Origin of the sequence: Acinetobacter sp. NIPH 284, assembly GCF_000369425.1 — a bacterium.
In the GTDB taxonomy this organism is placed as follows: domain Bacteria; phylum Pseudomonadota; class Gammaproteobacteria; order Pseudomonadales; family Moraxellaceae; genus Acinetobacter.
In genome coordinates, this window is record NZ_KB850011.1 from 188,190 (window position 1) to 209,534 (window position 21,345).

17 protein-coding genes are annotated in these 21,345 nt (G+C 37.8%); 8 read left to right on the forward strand and 9 right to left on the reverse strand.

The genetic code is table 11. From position 1 onward, the window contains the following. Positions 1-72 precede the first annotated feature (72 nt). Positions 73-855, forward strand: coding sequence for a Rossmann-like and DUF2520 domain-containing protein (locus tag F908_RS06875; protein ID WP_005159624.1), 783 nt, complete (start codon positions 73-75; stop codon positions 853-855). A gap of 200 nt (positions 856-1,055) precedes the next feature. Here F908_RS06875 and F908_RS06880 read toward each other — a convergent pair whose 3' ends face one another. Continuing rightward, complete coding sequence (locus F908_RS06880; protein WP_004915115.1) at positions 1,056-1,415, reverse strand: hypothetical protein; 360 nt, start codon at positions 1,413-1,415, stop codon at positions 1,056-1,058. A 347-nt stretch (positions 1,416-1,762) separates the two neighbouring features. Further along, the gene (gene trmB / locus F908_RS06885; RefSeq protein ID WP_004662584.1) at positions 1,763-2,479 is read right to left on the reverse strand and encodes a tRNA (guanosine(46)-N7)-methyltransferase TrmB; all 717 of its coding nucleotides are present in this window, start codon (positions 2,477-2,479) and stop codon (positions 1,763-1,765) included. A gap of 184 nt (positions 2,480-2,663) precedes the next feature. On the opposite strand from trmB, the gene F908_RS06890 reads away from it, so the two are divergent. Then, a complete protein-coding gene (locus F908_RS06890) occupies positions 2,664-5,126 on the forward strand; it encodes an ExeM/NucH family extracellular endonuclease (RefSeq protein ID WP_005159627.1) in 2,463 nt (820 codons plus the stop codon). A 238-nt stretch (positions 5,127-5,364) separates the two neighbouring features. Next, positions 5,365-5,976 carry a glutathione binding-like protein gene (locus tag F908_RS06895; RefSeq protein WP_004662579.1) on the forward strand — a complete coding sequence of 204 codons (612 nt, stop codon included), beginning with the start codon at positions 5,365-5,367 and terminating at the stop codon, positions 5,974-5,976. A 55-nt stretch (positions 5,977-6,031) separates the two neighbouring features. Here the strand turns inward: F908_RS06895 and F908_RS06900 are convergent, their stop codons facing one another. Together F908_RS06900 and ahpF are read right to left on the reverse strand one after the other, a co-directional pair. Beyond that, the gene (locus F908_RS06900; RefSeq protein WP_005159630.1) at positions 6,032-6,376 is read right to left on the reverse strand and encodes a hypothetical protein; all 345 of its coding nucleotides are present in this window, start codon (positions 6,374-6,376) and stop codon (positions 6,032-6,034) included. A 159-nt stretch (positions 6,377-6,535) separates the two neighbouring features. Then, complete coding sequence (ahpF, locus tag F908_RS06905) at positions 6,536-8,101, reverse strand: alkyl hydroperoxide reductase subunit F (RefSeq protein WP_005159633.1); 1,566 nt, start codon at positions 8,099-8,101, stop codon at positions 6,536-6,538. A 230-nt stretch (positions 8,102-8,331) separates the two neighbouring features. On the opposite strand from ahpF, the gene F908_RS06910 reads away from it, so the two are divergent. Then, positions 8,332-8,550, forward strand: coding sequence for a DUF1653 domain-containing protein (locus F908_RS06910; protein WP_004662574.1), 219 nt, complete (start codon positions 8,332-8,334; stop codon positions 8,548-8,550). A gap of 38 nt (positions 8,551-8,588) precedes the next feature. Continuing rightward, the gene (locus F908_RS06915) at positions 8,589-9,176 is read left to right on the forward strand and encodes an O-methyltransferase (protein WP_005159636.1); all 588 of its coding nucleotides are present in this window, start codon (positions 8,589-8,591) and stop codon (positions 9,174-9,176) included. Here the strand turns inward: F908_RS06915 and F908_RS06920 are convergent. Beyond that, positions 9,153-10,202 carry a helix-turn-helix domain-containing protein gene (locus F908_RS06920; RefSeq protein WP_005159640.1) on the reverse strand — a complete coding sequence of 350 codons (1,050 nt, stop codon included), beginning with the start codon at positions 10,200-10,202 and terminating at the stop codon, positions 9,153-9,155. The two genes, F908_RS06915 and F908_RS06920, sit on opposite strands and share 24 nt — an antisense overlap. A gap of 122 nt (positions 10,203-10,324) precedes the next feature. On the opposite strand from F908_RS06920, the gene F908_RS06925 reads away from it, so the two are divergent. Then, positions 10,325-11,524 (forward strand): alkane 1-monooxygenase, encoded by a 1,200-nt coding sequence (locus tag F908_RS06925; protein WP_005159642.1) that lies wholly within the window; start codon positions 10,325-10,327, stop codon positions 11,522-11,524. A gap of 45 nt (positions 11,525-11,569) precedes the next feature. On the opposite strand, the gene F908_RS06930 is transcribed toward F908_RS06925, so the two are convergent. After that, positions 11,570-11,782, reverse strand: a complete 213-nt coding sequence (locus tag F908_RS06930; RefSeq protein ID WP_005159645.1) for a KTSC domain-containing protein — start codon at positions 11,780-11,782, stop codon at positions 11,570-11,572. Positions 11,783-12,035: 253 nt separating this feature from the next. Continuing rightward, complete coding sequence (gene ahpC / locus F908_RS06935; protein WP_004662563.1) at positions 12,036-12,599, reverse strand: alkyl hydroperoxide reductase subunit C; 564 nt, start codon at positions 12,597-12,599, stop codon at positions 12,036-12,038. A 475-nt stretch (positions 12,600-13,074) separates the two neighbouring features. Here ahpC and hrpA point away from each other — a divergent pair, with 475 nt between their 5' ends. Further along, positions 13,075-16,929 (forward strand): ATP-dependent RNA helicase HrpA, encoded by a 3,855-nt coding sequence (gene hrpA, locus F908_RS06940; RefSeq protein ID WP_005159649.1) that lies wholly within the window; start codon positions 13,075-13,077, stop codon positions 16,927-16,929. 46 nt (positions 16,930-16,975) lie between these two features. Beyond that, positions 16,976-18,082, forward strand: coding sequence for a beta-ketoacyl-ACP synthase III (locus tag F908_RS06945; RefSeq protein WP_005159653.1), 1,107 nt, complete (start codon positions 16,976-16,978; stop codon positions 18,080-18,082). 56 nt (positions 18,083-18,138) lie between these two features. Here the strand turns inward: F908_RS06945 and F908_RS06950 are convergent, their stop codons facing one another. Next, a complete protein-coding gene (locus F908_RS06950) occupies positions 18,139-19,842 on the reverse strand; it encodes a DUF4394 domain-containing protein (RefSeq protein ID WP_005159654.1) in 1,704 nt (567 codons plus the stop codon). A 389-nt stretch (positions 19,843-20,231) separates the two neighbouring features. Next, positions 20,232-21,245 carry a lipoyl synthase gene (gene lipA, locus F908_RS06955; RefSeq protein WP_005159655.1) on the reverse strand — a complete coding sequence of 338 codons (1,014 nt, stop codon included), beginning with the start codon at positions 21,243-21,245 and terminating at the stop codon, positions 20,232-20,234. Between the last annotated feature and the right edge of the window lie 100 nt (positions 21,246-21,345).

Genomic DNA, 21,345 nt, shown 5'->3' on the forward strand with positions numbered 1-21,345 from the left:
AATTCATTATTGTGATCTTTTCTTAAAGAGTTTATTGGTACATTATTCCGCTTCTAAAAAGGTTCTATAAAAATGAGAATTACATTCATTGGTGCAGGGCGTGTTGCCTATCATTTAGCAAAAGTACTCCATCATGATCACCAGATTGTACAAGTTTTTAGTCGTGATTTAGAAAAAGCCAATCGTTTAGCATCTTTAGTGGATGCTGTTGCCATCAGTGATTTTGAGCAATTAAGTGCTGATATTGATCTAGTGATCATCGCTATTTCTGACCAAGCAATAGCTGAAGTTATTAAAAAAATTAGCTCTTCTTTACAGCAAGTATTAATTGTACATACTTCAGGAAGTACAAGTTTAGAAGTTCTTTCAGTAGTACACGACAAATCAGGTGTATTTTATCCTTTACAAACATTTAGTTATGAACGAGAGATTGACTGGACAACAACGCCTGTGTTTGTCGAGGCTGTAAACAATCATGATTTGGATTTACTCACCTCATTAACAGGTAGTTTGACTCAGAAGGTTTACCAATATAGTTCTCAACAGCGTCAGACATTGCACATGGCTGCTGTTTTTGCATGTAATTTTAGTAACTACTGTTATGATATTGCTAAACAAATTGTTGATGAACAACAGGTCGATTTTTCTTTACTTCACCCATTGATATTGGAGACTGCACAAAAAGCAACAATCAATGACCCTAAAGAAATGCAGACAGGTCCAGCCATGCGTGGTGATGAAAATATTTTAAAAATGCATCATAAGTTATTAGAAAAAGATGCAAGAAATGATCTTGTTGAGGTTTATAAGCTCTTAAGTGAAGGTATTAAGACCCGTCATTTACATGGTAAATAACCATAAATGTATAAATTGTATAATCTTTTTTATCTAAACTAAGCTCGGTCGTGTTTGCATTTTTTTATAATTAATAATAAGAAGGGCAGATCGAATAATACCTGTATTAGAAAACTTAAGTATTGTTTATAAACACATTTAGCTGATATGAGTTGTTTAAATATCAGCTTAGAAATTAGGTAAATGTGTCTTGAACTTAATCAATTCTTTTGTTTAAAACGATGTTTGCATTTTAGACATAAATAATCTTGAAAAATATTCTTGTCGATCACGACACCCGCTTTTTTTCCGAAAATATTACCAACTACGCCACCTGTAATTCCGACACTAATTGCACCCACGAAAGTTCCAATAGTTCCACCAACAATTACACCCAATGGACCTGCTACAGTTCCTATAGCTGCGCCAACTGATGCACCAGTTGCTGCACCACCTACTGTACCAGCAGTTGTGCCAGCAGCAGTCATTAAAACGCCACCTGTAGTTTTCAGTAATTTGTCATGATCACGTACTTCGATTTCTGTAGAACCACATTTAGGGCATTGCAGAGTTTTTTCCATAAAACCAACCTATCTTCATCTTTGGGCTAAATCATTGCACAGAATAGAGCACTCATTGTTTATGAAACGATAATTTCTTCATTTGAGATCAAAATGATTCATTATTTATTTTAGCTAAACATGAATAAAAAATATTTATAGATCATGTAAATAGAGGGCTGTAAATTTGAACACATTTGATTTTACAAAGTAAGCATATAGGTTTGATAGGTACAGCTTTTATAAGTTGTTTTAATAATTCACTTTTTGTCTTTTATATTTGAAATTTAAAATTGAGTTGGTTTTTAATAGGTTGAAATAGCATTAAATGTTGATATTTAATGCTATTTTTTAATTTTGATGAATTACTACTTTATTTTTTTGAAAATAAAGTCATTGATCTTATGACCAGATTCAAGTCCACGACGCTCAAATTTGGTTACTGGACGCCATTCAGGGCGAGGGTAGCTATTACCTTTACCTGCTAAATTTTCCATGTCTGGACGATTATCTAAAATATCAAGCATCCATTCTGCGTATGGCTCCCAATCAGTAGCAGCATGGAAGGTACCCCCAAGCTCTAACTTCTGTTCAACCAGTTGCATACGTTCATGAATCACAAAGCGGCGTTTAAAGTGACGCTTCTTCTGCCATGGATCTGGGAAGTACAGTTGCACACAGTTAATGCTGTTGTCAGGCATTTCACGTAATACTTGAATCGCATCTGCGTCAAGTACAAATAAATTCTTCAAGCCAGCCATACCAGCTTCATACACGCATTGTGCAATTCCTGGTACATGTACTTCGATTCCGACAAAATTACGTTCTGGATTGGCTTTTGCCATGAGTACCAAAGAACGCCCCATACCAAAGCCAATTTCAACAGTTAAAGGTCGTTCAGGATGTTCAAAGTGTTGACGTAAATCACCAACGGGGTATTCCAAAATTAAATCACGATAATCTTCTAAAGCAGTCCGTTGTGATGTATTAAGCGGAGCTGAACGACGCATAAACGTCACAATTTCACGGTGCTCAGGCAAATTGTCGAGTTCCGTAATTTGCGTTTCTAACTGATCGTTTGACATGATTCTGGAGATATAAATATAGAAATGCAGTATTTTAAGTGTTCATCAGGTCAAGTCAAATCTTTAAATGATTTTATTTGATCATTTGTTTTTCCAAACGATCAAAAACTTGTAAAAAAATCTTCATGTTTTTGTCACAGAGATTGAATAGCCTAATGTCGATTTAAACATTAAGTAAAAATTTATGAAAAATTTTAAATTCCATTCGATTGCAATTTGTTTCGGCTTATTGGGGGCTTCTTCGGTATTTTCTGTGGCACATGCCCAGTTGATGTTTAGCCAATATATTGATGGTAGTAATAATAAAAAAGGATTAGAAATTTATAATCCAGATCAAACAGCCGTTAATTTAGCTGATTATGAGATTCAACAGTTTAATAATGGTGGTGCATCTAAGCCATTTGTCTATCCTTTAGTCGGAAACCTTGCGAGTAAGGGGCGCTTTTTAGTTGGACATACTGCCTTACAAACTGAGTTAGGGGATAAGGTCAATCAAGTCGCTGCACTTTCGTTTAATGGCGATGATGCCATTTTATTGGTTTATAAAGGCAAAGTGGTAGATCGTTTTGGAAGATTGGGTGAGCAACCAGCTTCTGGTGGCTGGGGCACAACAACAATTAGTAAAGCGAATAGCTTTACTCGCTTACAAACGGTAAATCCTGTAGCTGAGGTTGATCCTAAAACTATATTTGATCTTGATAATTCTTGGCGTGCATGGAAGGATCGGAATGATTTTTCAAATCTAACAGGCTCAACAACACCTCCTATTACTGAAATAGTCAGTTGCTCAAGTACGGACACCGCGATTGCAGATTTAAATAATAAAGCAACTCAAGGGCAAAACTATACGCTCCGTGGTGTGATCACTGCTGATTATCGTTATGAAAATGGTTTCTCTGGTTTTTATATTCAAACTATTGATAGCAAAGCTAAACCAAACGTGAGTAATGGGATTTTTGTTTATATTCCAGCGAGTAGCTCTGTTAAAGGCGGGCAAGTTGGGGATGAAGTGATCTTACGAGGACGTTTGACTGCGTATCAAAACCAATTACAGATTGATCAGTTACAGCAAGATATTTTGACCTGTAATAGCAATATGGCAAATCAGGTACAGCCAAAAAGTGTTGATTTACCGTTTCATAGTTTGACTGAATTAACTGCAAATTCACCGCAACTTTATCAAGGGATGTTGGTAAAACTACCGCAAACTTTAACCATCAGTGAAAATTATAACTATGGTCGCTTTGGTGAGCTGTCACTGAGTAAGGAGCGATTATTTATTCCAACAAACTTATATCCACCTTTATCTGCTGAGGCAAAAGCATTAGCACAGAAAAACTTATTATCGAAGATTATTTTAGATGATGGTTATAACAATCAAAACAGAACGCCTTGGTTGCCGCAGAGCTTCAGTGCAACAAATAGTTTGCGCTCTGGTGATCAACTTAAGAATATTGAAGGGATTTTAGAATACCGTTTTAATGGTTGGCGCATTCAGCCTATTCAGGGGCGTAGTCTCCCAGAATTGGTCACTAAAACACCATCAAGACCAAATGTTGCCACTAAAGATACGCAGTTGATACGTGCAGCAGCATTTAATGTCTTAAATTATGACAATGGCAAAACAGGATTTCCAACTGAGCGTGGAGCATCTAGTCAATCTGAATTTGATAAACAGCATCTGAAAATTATTAAAGCTTTAAAAGCAATTGATGCCGATGTATACGGTTTGATGGAAATTGCAAACAATGGCTATGATAAAAATAGTGCAATTGCATATTTAACCCAAGCTTTAGGCGCTGATTGGAAATATGTAGTTCCTGAAAATCAGGATCGTTTAGGAACAGATGTGATTGCTGTTGCCATTATTTATAACAGCAAACGTGTAAAACCTGTGAACAAGCCAGTTGTACTTGATTTAGGTGATAAGAATAGATCGACGATTGCGCAAACTTTCCAACCGATTTCTGGAAAGCAAATGTTCACGATTATTCCTAATCACTTGAAATCTAAAGGATGTACAGGTGTTGATACGAATACAACAGATGCTGATCAAAAAGATGGGCAGGGTTGTTGGAATCCAACACGTGTGAAAGCTGTTGAACAACTCGTTCAATGGATGGCAAAAAATCCAACTCAGGTTGAAAAGCCAAACATCTTAGTTTTGGGGGATATGAATAGTTATGCTAAAGAAGATCCGATTCAGGTGTTTGAAAAGGCAAATTACAAAGTTCTATTAAATGACAAAGTTGTAGGGCAAGGTGAGCAGGCTTATAGTTATGTGTTTGGTGTATCAAGTAATGCGGAAGGCTATGGCGGCGCAGGCAATTTAGATCACGCAATCGCAGATGCAAATTTATATAGTAAAGTAAAAAAAGCATTTACTTGGCATATCAATGCAGATGAACCAACAGTCTTAGATTACAACGAAGAATATAAAACCGATGCACAAAAAGCATTATTTTTCTCAGAAGATGCTTATCGCTCTTCAGATCATGATCCTGTAATTGTTGATCTTGATATGAGTGATGCCGAGAATAAACCTTCACCGTCAAATACTTCATCGGGGAGTTTTGGATGGTTATCGATCTTAGGTCTTTTGGGTCTTGCAAGTTTTTCCAAGCGCTCGAGAAAAGATAAAGTGTGATCTATGCAAAAAGAGGAGGATAGAAGTAATCTATTCTCCTCAAAAAATGATCTATTTGAGCAGGATATATACGATGATAATAAAAAGTTGACATAAGACTACTTGCAAAATCATGTAATTTCACTAATAGTCAGATCATTCAGTATTTTTTACTTTTTTTGACAAATTTGTGGAAACACATTTTGCAAATTATGGTAAAGCATTCTAGAACATAAGAGTTAGATAACAAGGATCAATTATGAAGTTGTATTACTCACCTGGTGCTTGCTCATTGGCAGCACATATTATTTTAAATGAAATAAATGTAGATTTTGATTTAGAACGCGTTGATCTAAAAACACATAAAACCTCGAAAGGGGTAGATTATTATGAAATTAACCCGAAAGGTTATGTTCCAGCTTTAGAGATTAATCCTGGTTTAATCTTAACTGAGAACGTTGCAATTTTACCGTTTCTGGCACAACACGATCCTAAACAGGATTTAATCCCACCATCGGGTATGGGGCGTGCCAAAGTCCTTGAATGGTTAGGTTATTTAAATTCTGAGTTGCATGATGCTTATGCAGTTTTCTTTAGTGGTAAGTTAACGGATGATGAAAAAACCAAAGCGTATGCTGAAGTAGATCGTTTACTGAAATATATCGACAATTATTTAGCTGAATCAGAATATGATTATTTAGTGGATGATAATTTTGGTCCAGCAGATGCGTATTTATTTGTACTTACAAATTGGTCAAATCATATTGAACACGATTTAACACCATATATTCATATTATCGCTTTGCGTAATAAAGTCGCTGAACGTCAGTCGGTTCAAATTGCAATGCGTGATGAAGGATTACTCGGTTAGTTTTCTCTGCATTAAAAAAGCCTCTGTGATCAGAGGCTTTTTTATAATCAAAAGATTATTGTTGCGCTTTTTCTTTTACATCAGCAGCGCCGCTTTCAACTGCACCAGCAACTTTAGCAGTTGCATCACGTGCAGCGGCTTCAGTTTTTGCAGCAGCTTCAGCAGTTGCATGAGCAGTATGATCAGCAGCAGCATCGATTTGATCAGCAGCAGTATCAACTGCTGTAGCTACATTGCTTGTTGCAGCATCAGCAGCATTTTTCACATCAGCGCCAGCTTGTTCAGCAGCGTTTTCTAAATGTTCGCCAGTAGTTGCCCCAGTTTCAGGCGCTTTATCTTTATTACAGCCTACAAGTGCAACAGTAGCAGCGAGACCTAATGCAACAAGTAATTTATTCATTTTCATGTTTCCTTTTCTTCGTGGCATCCAATAGGTATGGATAGCGAAAATATAAACATAAACTGTATGAATAATAAAGTTGAAAATTTGTTGATAACTTGTAAAAACACGCACTTACATTTTTGAAATGTAAATGCGTGCACATGTTTTTAGATTATTTTAAACATCAGAGCGAATCATATAATCAAAAGCGGATAGAGACGCTTTGGCACCTTCACCTGTCGCAATGATAATTTGCTTGTAAGGCACGGTGGTACAGTCACCCGCAGCAAATACACCTTTGACATTGGTTTCATTACGATCATTGATCACAATCTCACCACGATTGCTGAGTTCAACTGCACTGTTCTTTAGGAAATCCGTATTTGGCAATAAACCAATTTGTACAAAGATTCCCGAAAGTTCTACTGTGTGTTCTACATCAGTCGCACGATCTTTATACTTCAATGCTGTCACTTGTGAACCATCACCAACCACTTCAGTACTCAAGGCATTGGTAATAACTGTGGTATTCGGTAAGCTATTTAACTTGTCCTGTAAGACTTGGTCAGCACGAAGTTTGGTATCGAACTCAACCAAAGTCACATGCTCAACAATCCCTGCTAGATCAATCGCAGCTTCTACACCCGAGTTACCTCCACCAATCACTGCAACTCGTTTACCTTTAAATAATGGACCATCACAGTGTGGGCAGTACGCAACACCACGTGTACGGTATTCAGCTTCACCTGGAACATTCATTTCTCTCCAACGAGCACCTGTTGAAAGAATGATGGTCTTAGACTCAAGCTTAGCACCATTTTCTAGTTCAACTTCAACCAAACCATTGGCTGTTTGATCTGCACCTGTGATTTTACTAACTCTTTGTAAGTTCATGATGTCCACGCCATATTCACGAACATGCGCTTCCATATCTTGAGCAAACTTAGGACCAACTGTTTTTTGGATCGTGGTAAAGTTTTCAATATCCATGGTATCCATGACTTGACCGCCAAAACGTTCAGCCACAATCCCTGTTTTGATCCCTTTACGCGCTGCATAGATCGCTGCTGTACCGCCTGCAGGACCACCACCAATCACCAATACATCAAAAGCATCTTTCGCATTGAGAAGAGCTGCATCTTTCTCTGCTGAGTTGCTATCTAACTTCGCGATGATTTCTTCCAAAGTCATACGACCCTGACCAATATGTTCATTGTCTTGGAACAACATTGGGACTGCTAAGATTTTGCGTTCTTCAACTTCTTCTTGGAAGAAACCACCATCAATCATGGTCGCAGTTGCATCTGGGTTATAGATCGCAATTAAGTTCAAAGCCTGAACCACATCTGGACAGTTGTGACAACTCAAAGATACAAACACATCAAAGTTTGATTTTAAGTTCAAACCTTTAATCTGATTTAACACCTCATCAGATACCTTCGGTGCATAACCTGAAACTTGTAACAATGCCAAGATCAAAGAGGTGAACTCATGTCCCATTGGTAGACCAGCAAAGAACACGCGAGGTTGTTCACCTGCTTTAGCCACACCGAAACTAGGACGGCGAGCGTTTGAACCATCAAAACGCGCCGTAACTTGATCAGAAAGTTCAGCAATTTCGGTCACGAGTTCTTTGATTTTTGCAGCCTTATCGGATTCATCTAAAGCAGCCACTAACTCGATTGGACTTTCTAAACGTTCTAAGTAAGCTTTTAATTGAGTTTTAATATTTTGATCTAACATGTATTTCTCCAAATTCTCAGCAATTCAATCAGCTAAATTCTTTCAATGGGGCTATAGTACGCAAATTATTTAAATAGGTAAAACAGGTTGTTTTTATTATTTTGATCGTATTTTTGAATTTTAATATATATTTGTGGAACTTTTGTGCGTATATGAGCATAAAAATTTGAATCAAATAGAACTTGTTATATAACTGCAATTATTTCATAGCATATATAAGGAAGCAGCAAATGGTATTACAACGTGGTATTTATCAACACTACAAGGGTCAAATTTATCAGGTATTTAATGTTGCTAGACATAGCGAAACTGAGGAACAACTTGTTGTATATCAATGTTTATATGGTGATTATTCAATGTGGGTGCGTCCATTATCGATGTTTGTTGAAACAGTTGAACTTGAAGATGGGCAAGTTATTCCACGTTTTAAATTAATACAAGCGACTTAAATTTGAACTTTTGCTTTTGAGCATTACGGAGACAAGATATGACCAGCACCGTTTTTTTACAACGTATTGCTGATTTATATGATGAATTTAAGCAACATGATGCTCGGCAGTCTGATCGTTTAAGACGTTACCGAAATATTGAAGCAGAATCTGCTAAGTTACTTGGGATGTTAGTACGTACTCAGCAATCAAAGCAGATTCTAGAAATTGGAACATCGACGGGATATTCAACCTTATGGTTGGCTGAGGCTGCAAAATCAGTTGGAGGCAAAGTTCAAACCCTAGAGATCAATGCTTTCCGCAGTGCTCAAGCCAAGAAATATGCTGAAGAATTTGGATTAGAGAGTTTTATTGATTTTTGGGTGGGCGATGCCTCAGATTATTTGGCACAAGCAACTGAATCCTATGATCTAATTTTATTAGATGCAGAGCGTGGCTGCTATGTGAGTTATTGGAATGATTTAAAACGTCTATTGCAGTTCTCGGGTAATACTTTGATCGTAGATAATGTGATTTCGCATGCTGCTGAGGTCAAAGATTTTCTTGAGTTGATTAAAGCGGACGAAAATTATATGAGCACTATTTTACCTGTAGGTGCTGGTTTATGTCTGGTTGTCTTGAAGTAGATACCTTTGATCTTGATGTTTTGAGCGATAGCTCTGCGGACTACAACCTAATACTTTGTTAAATGCACGGGTAAAGTTGGCAGGGTTCGAATAGCCTAATTCGTAAGCAATATGGGTGATGGTAAAGGTTGAATTTTGTAGAAGGTCGATAGCGCGTTCAATGCTGATCTGCTGTTTTAAGGCATGAAACTCGACACCCTGTTGCTGTAAATAGCGTTGCAGGGTTTTGGTAGAAATATTTAGAACTTTAGCGCATTCGGTTAAGGTCGGCACTTGATTGGCTTGTCTTAGCATCATGCTGACCCATTCAACAATTTCACCTTGATGATAAATTTTTTGAATCTGTTCCTGACAACGTTGTTCAACCACTTTTAGGCTATGAGCATCCGCCAAAGGTAAGGGTAGGGCCAGTTGTTGTTGATCAATCACAACGCGTATACCTGATATCCATGTGTAATTAAAATGAAAATTTGCTTTAACGAGATGTATATAGCGTTCAGCATAAACAGGCTCGGGTATACTTAAATAAATTTTGTAACGTTGTAATTGTTGTCCTGCAAGTTCTAATAAGCTGTAATAAAATCCAACGGCAATTGCTTCAATATGAAATGCTAAACATTGCTTATTCATTTGCAAGATTGGTTCAAGTAATAACTCAACCTTATGTTGATTAGTTGGAAATTGAATCGATAGCTTAAAGCTTGGCATAATTAGCCGAAAATATTGTGCAATTAATTTCAACGCATGTTCTAAATTTGGACTGGTCATTAATGCATATCCAACCAAACTATGCGAACTGAGTTTTAGATTTTTACCGAGTTCAAAAGCCAAATCTTCTGTATTAGGTAGGCTCAGGCCAAGTGCAATAAATTGTTCAATTTGTTGAATTGATAAAAGCTCAGTTTTAGAAAGTTCGTTATGAAATGCGTTTAATGCCTGATTATCATATTGATGAGTGCCAATCAGAATTTCGATCAACCGCAAATAATAACGAGACGGAATAATAGGGATTTGCTGTTTTTGCACAATAAAAAACCACTAAAGTCTTAAAATGATAATATCAAGTCTTAAAATGATAATATAGAGTGACTGCAAAAGAACACAATCAATTCAAGCAAAACATTTTGTGTTTGATTGAGGAGTTTCTAATGAATATGCATACTCAACTGGATGTAGAGCAAGCAACAACAACCTTTAAAGATAAAAAACGTCATTTGTGGTTATTGGGTTTGGCAGTACCGACCATTGCAATGAGTGGTTTAGCAGGTTATCAATTTGGACCAAAAAAAACCAAAAAATTCTTTGCCTCTTTTGGCCCATTATTTATTCATGGTGTTATTCCTGCATTGGATAAGTTAATTGGTGAGGACACAGAAAATCCACCACTTGATGCGATTGCAGATTTAGAAGCTGATCCATATTATTCTCGAATTGTTAAACTTTTTATTCCATTGCAATATGCGACCAATATTTACGGCACTTATTTGGCAAGTCGTAAAGGTACATCACTTGCAGATCAAGCATTATTGGGTACGTTGGTGGGGATGGTGAATGGTATTGCCATCAATACGGCGCATGAATTGAGTCATAAAAGTGGTCGTCTCGAACATTATTTATCACATTTGGCATTAGCTCCATCGGGCTATAATCACTTTCGTATTGAGCATCCATATGGTCATCACCGCCGTGTTGCAACGCCAGAAGATCCAGCATCATCTCGACTTGGTGAAACTTTCTGGAAATTTTTACCGCGTACAGTGATTGGTAGTTTCAAATCTGCGATCGAAATTGAGAAAAATCGTTTAGAGCGTAAAAAATTGCCATTCTTCTGTAAAGAGAATGAATTGATTCATGGTTGGGCGATGTCTGCCGTGTACCATGCTGCTATGTTTAGCAAATTTGGAGTGCGTTCAGCACCGTTCCAAGTGACACAGGCTGCCTATGCAATTACTTTGTTTGAATCAGTAAATTATATTGAGCATTATGGTTTAAAACGTGAAAAGAAAGCCAATGGTCAATATGAGCGTACTTTACCTGAGCATAGTTGGAACAATAACAATGTAGTGACTAACTTGTTCTTGTATCAATTACAGCGTCACTCAGATCATCATGCAAATCCAACACGTAGCTTCCAAACGCTACGTCATTTTGAAAATGCACCACAGTTACCAGCGGGCTATGGAGCGATGATTTTACCAGCCTTTATTCCTTCATGGTGGTCAAAAATTATGGATGATCGAGTAGTAGAGCATTACAAAGGCAATATGGAGAAAATTAATATTCATCCAGACGCAAAAGAGAAAATATTAGAGAAGTATGCTGAACAAGTTGAAGTCGAAGCTGCTTAATAAATTTAAATAAAAAACCAGCCTTAATCTAGGCTGGTTTTTTATTTATGAGGCTAAAAGATAAAGTCGTTTAAAATGCAGATCAAACTCAAGGTATTTATGGACAAAAGCAGTCTTATCAGTTGTGCGTAGCAAATTGTCATAGATAAATTCTGGAACAGGATGATAAAGCTCGGCTGTGCCATTGCTGTAAAAAATTTTTAAGTAGCGTGAAGAAATATCATATTTCCAAAAGGTTACAACAACAGTTTTTTCCATATATTTTCCCCCATTTTAGTTTGATCATTTAGTACATACGAAAAACTCTTTATGTTTCATAATTTGACATTACTCCATGTAAAGCAGGCTGACAATTGATAATTGAATTTCGTTATAAATTTATAAGTATAAGAATTGTAAAAAATTTACTATTTAATTGAGATCGATGTATCGCAAAAAGGTGAGCAAATGACAAATAAAAAGAAACCACTCTTTTAGAGTGGTTTCTTTTCAACATTGTTAAATCTAAAAATTAGATTTTACCAACGAGGTCGATCGATGGAGCAAGAGTCGCTTCACCTTCTTTCCATTTAGCTGGGCAAACTTCGCCTGGGTGGCTTGCTACGAATTGAGCAGCTTTAAGCTTACGTAAAGTTTCTGAAACATCACGTGCAATTGCATTGTCGTGAATTTCAGCAGTTTTAATTACGCCTTCTGGGTTGATGATGAACGTACCACGTAAAGCTAAACCAGCTTCTTCGATATGCACATCAAAAGCACGTGTTAATTGATGTGTAGGATCACCAACTAATGGGAATTGAGCTTTACCTACAGCAGGAGAAGTTTCGTGCCATACTTTGTGAGAGAAATGAGTATCAGTTGTTACGATATAAACTTCTGCACCAGCTTTTTTGAATTCTTCGTAGTTCTCAGCAGCATCTTCAACTTCAGTAGGACAGTTGAAAGTAAATGCAGCAGGCATAAAAATAAGAACAGACCATTTGCCTTTAAGATCAGCATCAGTGACTTGAATGAATTCACCGTTACGGAATGCATCAGCTTTAAATGGTTTAACTTCAGTATTAATTAAGCTCATCATTGTCTCCATGATTGAGGTTTTATTGAGAGGCTAAGGCCTTATTTGTTTACGAGGTTAAGAATAAATAATTTTTAGTTATTGGGGAAATAGTATTTTTACATGACTAAAATCGGAAAATTGAATGAATCAATATAAAACGATTTTCACCCTAAGATATAAGCCTATTTGACTCCAATAAGATGAAGCAAATATGACGAATACCTAAAACTAACTTGCATAACAACATGCAGTCGATAGTATTAAAATTCAAGGGTAAAATTGAAAAAATCTAAAAAATATAGAGAAAACCAAGATATACACTTAGATTTTTACCTATGTTTTGCTTGGTTTAAAAATAAGAAAATACAAAAGTACCTCTGTGTATCAATTGAATAGTGCATGTTTTTGAAAAGAACTAAATGTGGTTGCTTTGCATAGCAACGCTTTAAGGCGTAAAATAGCTGATTATTTTTATTGTTAGGAAAGCTGTTCAGTGCAGAGTCATTTAAATGTAGATCAATGGGTTATGGCACGTGACCGTCACCGTTTAAATCGACTGCGCAAAGATAAAAAAACACCACTAGCAGAAATCGAAAAACTTTTTCAACAGTCAAATGACAAAGTCAAACAACGCTTAGCGCGTATTCCCCAAATTAAACTCAATCAAGATTTACCTGTTACTCAGTATGCAGATCGTTTGATTGCCGCAATACAAAAGCATCAAGTGATTATTGTGGCGGGTGAAACGGGTTCGGGTAAAACCACACAGTTACCACAAATTGCTATGCTCGCTGGTCGTGGTCTCACTGGGATGATTGGGCATACTCAGCCGCGACGTTTAGCTGCTCGTAGTGTCTCGCAACGTATTGCAGAAGAAGTTGGGCAGAAACTGGGTGAGGCGATTGGCTTTAAAATCCGTTTTAATGAGCAGGGATCGCAAGATTCTATCGTGCGTTTGATGACGGATGGTATTTTGTTGGCTGAGCTGACGAACGACCGCTTCCTTTCAAAATACGACACAATCATTATCGATGAAGCCCATGAGCGTTCACTGAATATCGATTTCATCATGGGTTATCTCAAACAGTTATTACCAAAGCGTCCTGATTTAAAAGTCATCGTCACCTCAGCAACTCTAGACGTAAACCGCTTTAGCCAATACTTTAATGATGCACCGATTTTTGAAGTAGAAGGGCGCAGCTTCCCTGTTGAAGTACGTTATCGTCCAATTTCGGAACTCAGTATTATTGGTAGTGATGATGATGAGTTTGATGATTTTGAAGAGAACTTACCACGTGCTGTTGTACAAGCGGTCGAAGAGTGTTTTGCTGATGCTGAGAGTAAAGGGCATCCAGAACATGCTGATATATTGATTTTTGCCAGTACAGAGCAAGAAATCCGTGAATTACAAGAAACCTTACAGAAGTATGGTCCTCGGCATACTGAAGTGTTGCCTTTATATGCGCGTTTGGCACTCGCCGAGCAGCAAAAGATTTTCAGTCCAAGCGGTAAAGGTCGCCGTATCATTATTGCAACCAACGTTGCTGAAACAGCATTAACCGTTCCTAATATTCGGTATGTGATTGATAGCGGTTTTGCTCGTATTTCACGTTATAACTACCGTTCACGTGTGCAACGCTTACCGATTGAAGCGATTTCACAGGCAGCAGCCAATCAGCGTAAAGGTCGTTGTGGTCGTATTGCTGCGGGTGTGTGTATTCGTCTATACAGTGAAGAAGATTTTTTAAGTCGTCCTGAGTTTACCGAACCAGAGATCAAACGAACTAACTTAGCTTCTGTTATTTTGCAGATGCAAAGTCTTGGTTTAGGTAGTTTAGAAGCTTTTGACTTTATTGAGCCGCCTGATTTTCGTTTGGTGAATGATGGACGCAAGCTTTTGATTGAGTTAGGTGCATTAAGCGAACGTAAGAACGATTTAACTAAAGTCGGTCAAATGATGGCACGCATGCCGATTGATCCACGATTAGCACGTATGCTGATTGGTGGCGCTCATTTTGGTGTACTGAAAGAAACTTTAATTATTGTCAGTGCCTTGGCGATTCAAGATCCACGTGAGCGTCCTGCGGACAAGCAAATGCAGGCCGATCAGAAGCATGCCTTATTCAAAGAAGCGGACTCAGACTTTTTATTCTATTTAAAACTTTGGAATACGCTGCAAACCAGTCCTGAAACACAAACTGAAAATAAGCGCCGTCAATTTGCGCGTCAACATTTTTTAAGTTGGTTACGTTTACGGGAATGGAAGCAAACCCATCAGCAATTAGTTGAGTTGGCTGAAGGATTAAAGCTGAGCTTTAATGAAAAGGCAGCCAATTACGAAAATTTACATCGAGCATTATTAACAGGTTTACTGTCATTTATCGCCAATAAAACCGATGAACGTAATACCTTTATGGCGGTACGTCAGCAGAAAGCCAAAGTATTTCCTGCCAGTACACTGCATAAGACCAATACTGCTTGGGTGATGGCATTTGAGATGGTGGAAACTTCTCAAGTGTATTTACGAACTTTAGCAAAAATTGATCCTGAATGGATTTTATTAGCTGCACGTGAGCTATTGAAATATCACTATTTCGAACCACATTGGTCGAAAAAAGCAGGCATTGTGAATGCCTATGCGCAAATTTCATTGTTTGGTTTAATTATTGAACCAAAACGTATGGTGAATTTTGAGAAAGTTGATCAAGCCGCAGCCCATGAAATCTTTTTACGGGATGCCTTAACGACTGGTAATTTGGGTATTACACCGCCATTTTTAAAACACAACTTACTTAAACTTGAAGAAGTTGAGCGTGTTGAAGATAAACTGCGTCGTCGTGATTTAGTGGTCGATGAAGAAACTATTTATCAATTTTATGCAGCGAAAGTCCCAGAAGAAATTGCCAGCCGCCGTAGTTTTGAAGATTGGCGTGCAACAGTAGAGCCAGATCATCCGCGTTATCTTTTTGTAGAAGATGATGCCTTATGGATGAATGATCGACCAACCACACAGCAATTCCCAGATTATTTACATAATGGACAATTGCGTTTAGCTGCGAGCTATCGTTTTGATCCAAGCCATGATGAAGATGGTGCAACGGTTAAAATTCCTGTGCAGGCTTTGCCACAAGTAGATGAAAAACAATGGTCATGGGGGATTCCTGGGTGGCGTCAGGATTTAATTGAGGCTTTGCTCAAGGCGTTGCCTAAAGACAAACGTCGTAATTTAGTTCCGATTCCAGATACTGCGAAAAAACTGATGCAAGGTGTCGATGCAGTACATTTGCGTGAACATCTGTTTAGTTACTTGGCTTTTGCTCTGCGCGGTGAGCAAATTACTGAAAAAGATTTTTCTTTTGAACGAATTGATCAATATCTTGTACCTTTTATTAAAGTTGTGGATGAAAAAGGCAAACTCATTGCGCAAGGACGTGATTTAGACGAACTCAAAGCGCGTTGTCGTGTCGAAACTCATCGTCCTGTGAAGCAGCAAAAGGGTGAGTTCCAGACTTTTCCTGAAAATTTTGTATTTGAAGCGTCTCAAAAAGTCACGGGAGTGGTCGTAAAGCAATATCAGGCTTTGGTTCCAAGTAAAGTTTTTGCTGAACTTGATGTTAAAGATGAGTCGGGTGTGGTGATTCAAACCTTTAATGATCAGGATGAAGCAATTAAGCAACATCGTGAAGGCGTGATTCGTCTTTTACACATGCAATTGGGGGATTTAATTCGTCAATTGAAAAAACAGATTTCCAAACCATTAGCTTTGGCATATTCGCCTTTAGGTGATCGGGCGAAGTTGGAACAAATGCTGGTTTATGCAACCTTACAAGTTTCAATAAAATCCTTGCCTAAAGATACAGCGGAATTTAATCAGCTAATGGCTGATGTAAAAAAGCAATTCTTAGCAGATGGTCAAAAAGTTTTAATTGATATTACTGAGATTTTTACTCAATGGCAGCAAATTCGTCGCGAGTTATTGGTTTTAGATCAGGATATCTTTGGTCGAAGTGTGGATGACATAGAAGACCAACTTGATTTAATGTCGTTGGCGAACTTTGTCTACAGTAAACCTGTTGAGATTTGGCAGGAATACCCACGGTTTTTAAAAGCATTGCTATTGCGTTTGGATCGTTTGCCAAATAATCTACAACGTGACCTCGCTGCAATTGACGATATTGATCCATGGATGGACAAAGTATTTAAATTTAAAAATGATCCTAAAATCAAAGAATTGTATTTGATGTTGGAAGAACTTAGAATTTCCTTGTTTTCTCAACCGATGAAAACAAAGATGCCAATTTCACCAACTAGATTGCAAAAACTATGGGATCGATTAGCAATCGGTTAAACTGAGCAATAATGAAAGTTAGAAGCATTCTTTACAGGAGTTTTACATGGGCATTCGTATAACAGGTACAGGGTTATTTCACCCAACCGAATCTATTTCTAATGAAGAGTTGGTTGAAAGTTTAAATGCTTATGTAGAACAATTTAATCAAGAAAATGCTGACAAAATTGCAGCAGGTGAGATCGAAGCATTGCGTGGTTCAAGCCCAGAATTTATTGAAAAAGCTTCTGGTATCCAACGTCGTTATGTGGTCGAAAAATCGGGTATTCTTGATCCAAAACGCTTACGTCCACGTTTACAAGAGCGTAGTAATGATGAGCTTTCACTTCAAGCGGAGTGGGGCGTCATTGCTGCAAAACAAGCGATGGAAAATGCAGGTGTTACCGCAGAAGATATCGATGTTGTCATCTTAGCTTGTTCAAATATGCAACGTGCCTACCCAGCGGTTGCAATTGAAATTCAGTCAGCTTTGGGCATCCAAGGTTATGCTTATGACATGAATGTGGCTTGTTCTGCTGCAACATTCGGTTTGAAGCAAGCCTATGATGCAGTGAAATGTGGCGCACGCCGTGTATTATTACTCAATGTTGAAATTACCTCAGGTCATTTAGACTACCGTACCCGTGATGCACATTTCATTTTCGGTGATGTTGCAACGGCTTCAATTATCGAAGAGACTGAAACTAAATCAGGCTATGAAATCTTAGATATTCATTTGTTTACTCAATTCTCAAATAACATTCGTAATAACTTTGGTTTCTTAAACCGCAGTGAAGATGCTGTGGTTGATGACAAATTGTTCCGCCAAGATGGTCGTAAAGTCTTTAAAGAAGTATGTCCATTGGTCGCAAAAATCATTACTGCACAGTTAGAAAAACTTGAATTAACTCCTGAACAAGTGAAGCGTTTCTGGTTACATCAAGCCAATGCCAATATGAATGAACTCATTTTAAAACTCGTTGTGGGTAAAGAAGCTGATTTAGAACGCGCACCTATTATTTTAGATGAGTTTGCCAATACATCTTCAGCAGGTGTAATTATTGCGATGCATCGTACAGGTGAGCAAGTCAATAATGGCGAATATGCTGTGATCTCTTCATTTGGTGCAGGATATTCGGTTGGTTCGATTATCGTACAAAAACATATTGCTTAAATTTTATAGGCAAAAATAAAAAACCGCATCAATGATGCGGTTTTTTTGATTTCAGCTTATTTAAGTAAGATCGCTAGGTCGATGACTTGTGGAGTCGTGTTACCACCAATAGTTGAAGCTGCTAGATTTGGTGTTCCATCCACATTAATTGCTAAACGTGCTCTTGGAGTTGTAATAGTCGTGTCACTATTTAGATCTATACGATATAACACAGAAGGTCCAGAAGCACCTGAGACTGCTGCTAAAGCTAAGCCATTATCACCACCCGCAATATCAAAGCCATTATCTATACCTAAGTTGACTCCTAAATTACCGATCAGGTTTAATGTGCCTGCGTTTGGTGGATTCTGTTTAGTGAGAGTTTTGCCTGTTTGATCAAGATCAAATAGTTCAGTAGCAAGCGTTGAAACTGGTGTTGCAAAACTATTGGTATATGCTGCTGCAGTGACTTTAGCATCAGAAATCCCATTAATATCACCATCTTTTATAGTATCGCCAGTATCGACGTTAATTCTTAAGTTCTGTCCATTATTGCTGATTACGCGGAGTCGATCTGCTGTAGGGTTGAAATCAACTGCGAAACTTGTACCATCTAATGTTGTGAAACTACTACCCGTCGCAGGTTTGAGTGCAGTGATAAGGCTTGCTAAACCAGTGTCTGTATTGATCGTATACAAATTCCCTTTATTGGTAAGACCATAAAGTTTTCCAGAATTGGTCGTAGTGGTTCTGAGTCTGTAATCAATTCCAATAAATTTCTCATCAACGAGTAAACCTGTGATGGTTTTTTCCATAACCGCATTTGGATTATTCAAAGCAAAGTTCAATAATTTATTATTGGCCGTCAATCCATAAGCTTGAGCGGTGGCATCACTTGCTCTTTTTAATGCGATACCGCGAATTCCCATGCTATTAAAGTTACTATTTAGGTCACCAGATGCAAAAATGGCATCATTGCTTGTTCCTACGTTTGCTAGATTAAGTTGAAAGAATTTATAACCACCAGTATTGAGTTTTAGCGCTGCGAAGCCGACGTTACTCACAGGATCGATGTCAAATCCACCACCGCCATTAATGTTTATATCTGCTCCCAACGCAGTTGAAACACCCAATGTTCCAGCATTCGCATTTTGGATATAAATTCGATCAGAATTTTGGTCAATACTATAGAGTTTGGTTGAGCCAGTACCGTCAAATGCATTGGTGTATGCTCCTGCAATGACTGCTGGGCTACTAGCAGTTAAACTAAGGGTGCCATCTGTAATTGTGGCACCAGTATCAACATTTATTCGTAAATTCTGTCCTGTGTTGGTCATGACTCGTAGACGATCTGCGACTGGGTTGAAGTTCACAGTAATCAGATTCGCATCCCCTAAAATCTTAGTAAATGCTGCATTTCCATCAGTCGTATCAGTAGGGTCAGCCATTAATTTTTTTATAAAAGTGGCTGAACCAGTTGCAGGATTCAAAGTGTAGATATTACCTAATAATCCCACCGCATAAAGTTTTCCATCTTTCGGGCGATAATCGATTCCAACGAGTTCATCATCTGTTTGTAGACCTGTAATTTTAAGATTTGACACGATTTTATTTGGCATCATTCGATCAATTGAACTGATCATACCGTTGTTTGTTAAGATTAATGTGTCACCTGTATGAGTATTTGTAGTTTCTGTATCGTTGTTAGAATCATTATTACAACCCAATAATATTAGGCTACCCAGAGTTGCTGCGGTCAAAGTTAATGCTCGTTTATTCATAGTCGTTTATCCTGATACATATTTTGGTTATAAGAAGCTTTTGAGAAAGATTCCCTGTTATTTATTAACTCTGAGCTTCTTGTTATTGGATTGCTGTAATGGGGGTCTAGCCTTAGAAAAAGATTTCGACTTTTATTTTTAAATGAATAATTTAAAAATCTTATAATTACTTTTATTAGATTAAGTGGGGCAAACTTGAAAGTAAACTAGTGTTTTTAAGTGATTTTTTCGTATTTGAGTTTTTGAGTTGTAATTATTCACACCAACTTCACGGCAGCTAAGAAACTCTAAATTATTAGTAATTGTTATGAAAAAATATAATCTTTAAAACTCAAAAATAAAAAATCGAGAGAATTTTAAAACTCTCTCGATTTCGATATATTTATTGCTTACGCTTCGACAGTTTGTACTGTGATTTTTTTTGCAGGATCGACTTTACGTCGTACTGCTGGAACACGTTCGCCGTGATATTGACGATCTGCGAAATAGCTCGAACGAACCATCGGCGCTGACCAAATATTTCTAAAACCTAATTTACGACCATGTTCAGCATAACGCTCAAACTCTTCTGGTGTCACAAAACGATCAATCGGTGCATGCTGTTTAGAAGGTTGTAGATATTGACCAATAGTCACGTAATCTACGTCGTGCGCACGAAGATCATCGAGTAAAGCAATCACTTCCTCTTCTGTTTCACCAATCCCAACCATCAAACCACATTTCGTTGGTACGTCAGGACAGTATTCTTTAAACATTTTTAAAAGATTTAAAGAATGTTGATAGTCAGAACCTGGGCGCATTGCTTTGTATAAGCGAGGAACAGTCTCGATATTATGATTGAAAACATCGGGTGGACATTCGGTCATGATGCGTAAGGCAATATCCATACGCCCACGGAAATCTGGAACTAAAATTTCTAATAAAGTTTTTGGACTGAGTGCGCGAGCTTCTTTAATACAATCCACAAAGTGTTGAGCACCACCATCTAATAGATCATCACGGTCTACAGAAGTAATCACTGCATACTTAAGACCTAAGTTAGAAATGGTTTCAGCCATGTGGCGTGGTTCATCAGGGTCTAATGCATTTGGCCGACCATGCGCCACGTCACAAAACGGGCAACGGCGAGTACAAATATCACCCATGATCATAAAAGTAGCAGTGCCACCACCAAAACACTCAGGCAGGTTAGGGCAGGCAGCTTCTTCACAAACAGTATGGAGTTTTTGCGAACGTAGAGTTGTTTTTATACGCTGAACCTCTTCAGGTGCAGTCATTTTGACGCGAATCCAGTCTGGTTTACGAGGCACTTCAACCGTAGGTATAACTTTTACAGGAATTCTTGCGACTTTTTCTGCGCCACGAAGTTTTATGCCCTGTTCAGGTTTACGGTGTTCAGACATATTATTTTCTACAACCTATTGCTTGAGATATTCGATTATTATAGTCAAATTTATTGGTTTGTAGGATGAATTAGGTATTCATTTTGAAAATGTGAATATA

What these genes read in the sequence shown, in the direction of transcription:
- F908_RS06925 (WP_005159642.1), top strand. Translation starts at nt 10,325, where the DNA reads ATGAATATGCATACTCAACTGGATGTAGAGCAAGCAACAACAACCTTT.
- F908_RS06880 (WP_004915115.1), bottom strand. Translation starts at nt 1,415, where the DNA reads ATGGAAAAAACTCTGCAATGCCCTAAATGTGGTTCTACAGAAATCGAA.
- F908_RS06890 (WP_005159627.1), top strand. Translation starts at nt 2,664, where the DNA reads ATGAAAAATTTTAAATTCCATTCGATTGCAATTTGTTTCGGCTTATTG.
- F908_RS06910 (WP_004662574.1), top strand. Translation starts at nt 8,332, where the DNA reads ATGGTATTACAACGTGGTATTTATCAACACTACAAGGGTCAAATTTAT.
- ahpC (WP_004662563.1), bottom strand. Translation starts at nt 12,599, where the DNA reads ATGAGCTTAATTAATACTGAAGTTAAACCATTTAAAGCTGATGCATTC.
- F908_RS06930 (WP_005159645.1), bottom strand. Translation starts at nt 11,782, where the DNA reads ATGGAAAAAACTGTTGTTGTAACCTTTTGGAAATATGATATTTCTTCA.
- ahpF (WP_005159633.1), bottom strand. Translation starts at nt 8,101, where the DNA reads ATGTTAGATCAAAATATTAAAACTCAATTAAAAGCTTACTTAGAACGT.
- trmB (WP_004662584.1), bottom strand. Translation starts at nt 2,479, where the DNA reads ATGTCAAACGATCAGTTAGAAACGCAAATTACGGAACTCGACAATTTG.
- F908_RS06915 (WP_005159636.1), top strand. Translation starts at nt 8,589, where the DNA reads ATGACCAGCACCGTTTTTTTACAACGTATTGCTGATTTATATGATGAA.
- F908_RS06950 (WP_005159654.1), bottom strand. Translation starts at nt 19,842, where the DNA reads ATGAATAAACGAGCATTAACTTTGACCGCAGCAACTCTGGGTAGCCTA.
- F908_RS06900 (WP_005159630.1), bottom strand. Translation starts at nt 6,376, where the DNA reads ATGAATAAATTACTTGTTGCATTAGGTCTCGCTGCTACTGTTGCACTT.
- F908_RS06945 (WP_005159653.1), top strand. Translation starts at nt 16,976, where the DNA reads ATGGGCATTCGTATAACAGGTACAGGGTTATTTCACCCAACCGAATCT.
- F908_RS06895 (WP_004662579.1), top strand. Translation starts at nt 5,365, where the DNA reads ATGAAGTTGTATTACTCACCTGGTGCTTGCTCATTGGCAGCACATATT.
- lipA (WP_005159655.1), bottom strand. Translation starts at nt 21,245, where the DNA reads ATGTCTGAACACCGTAAACCTGAACAGGGCATAAAACTTCGTGGCGCA.
- F908_RS06875 (WP_005159624.1), top strand. Translation starts at nt 73, where the DNA reads ATGAGAATTACATTCATTGGTGCAGGGCGTGTTGCCTATCATTTAGCA.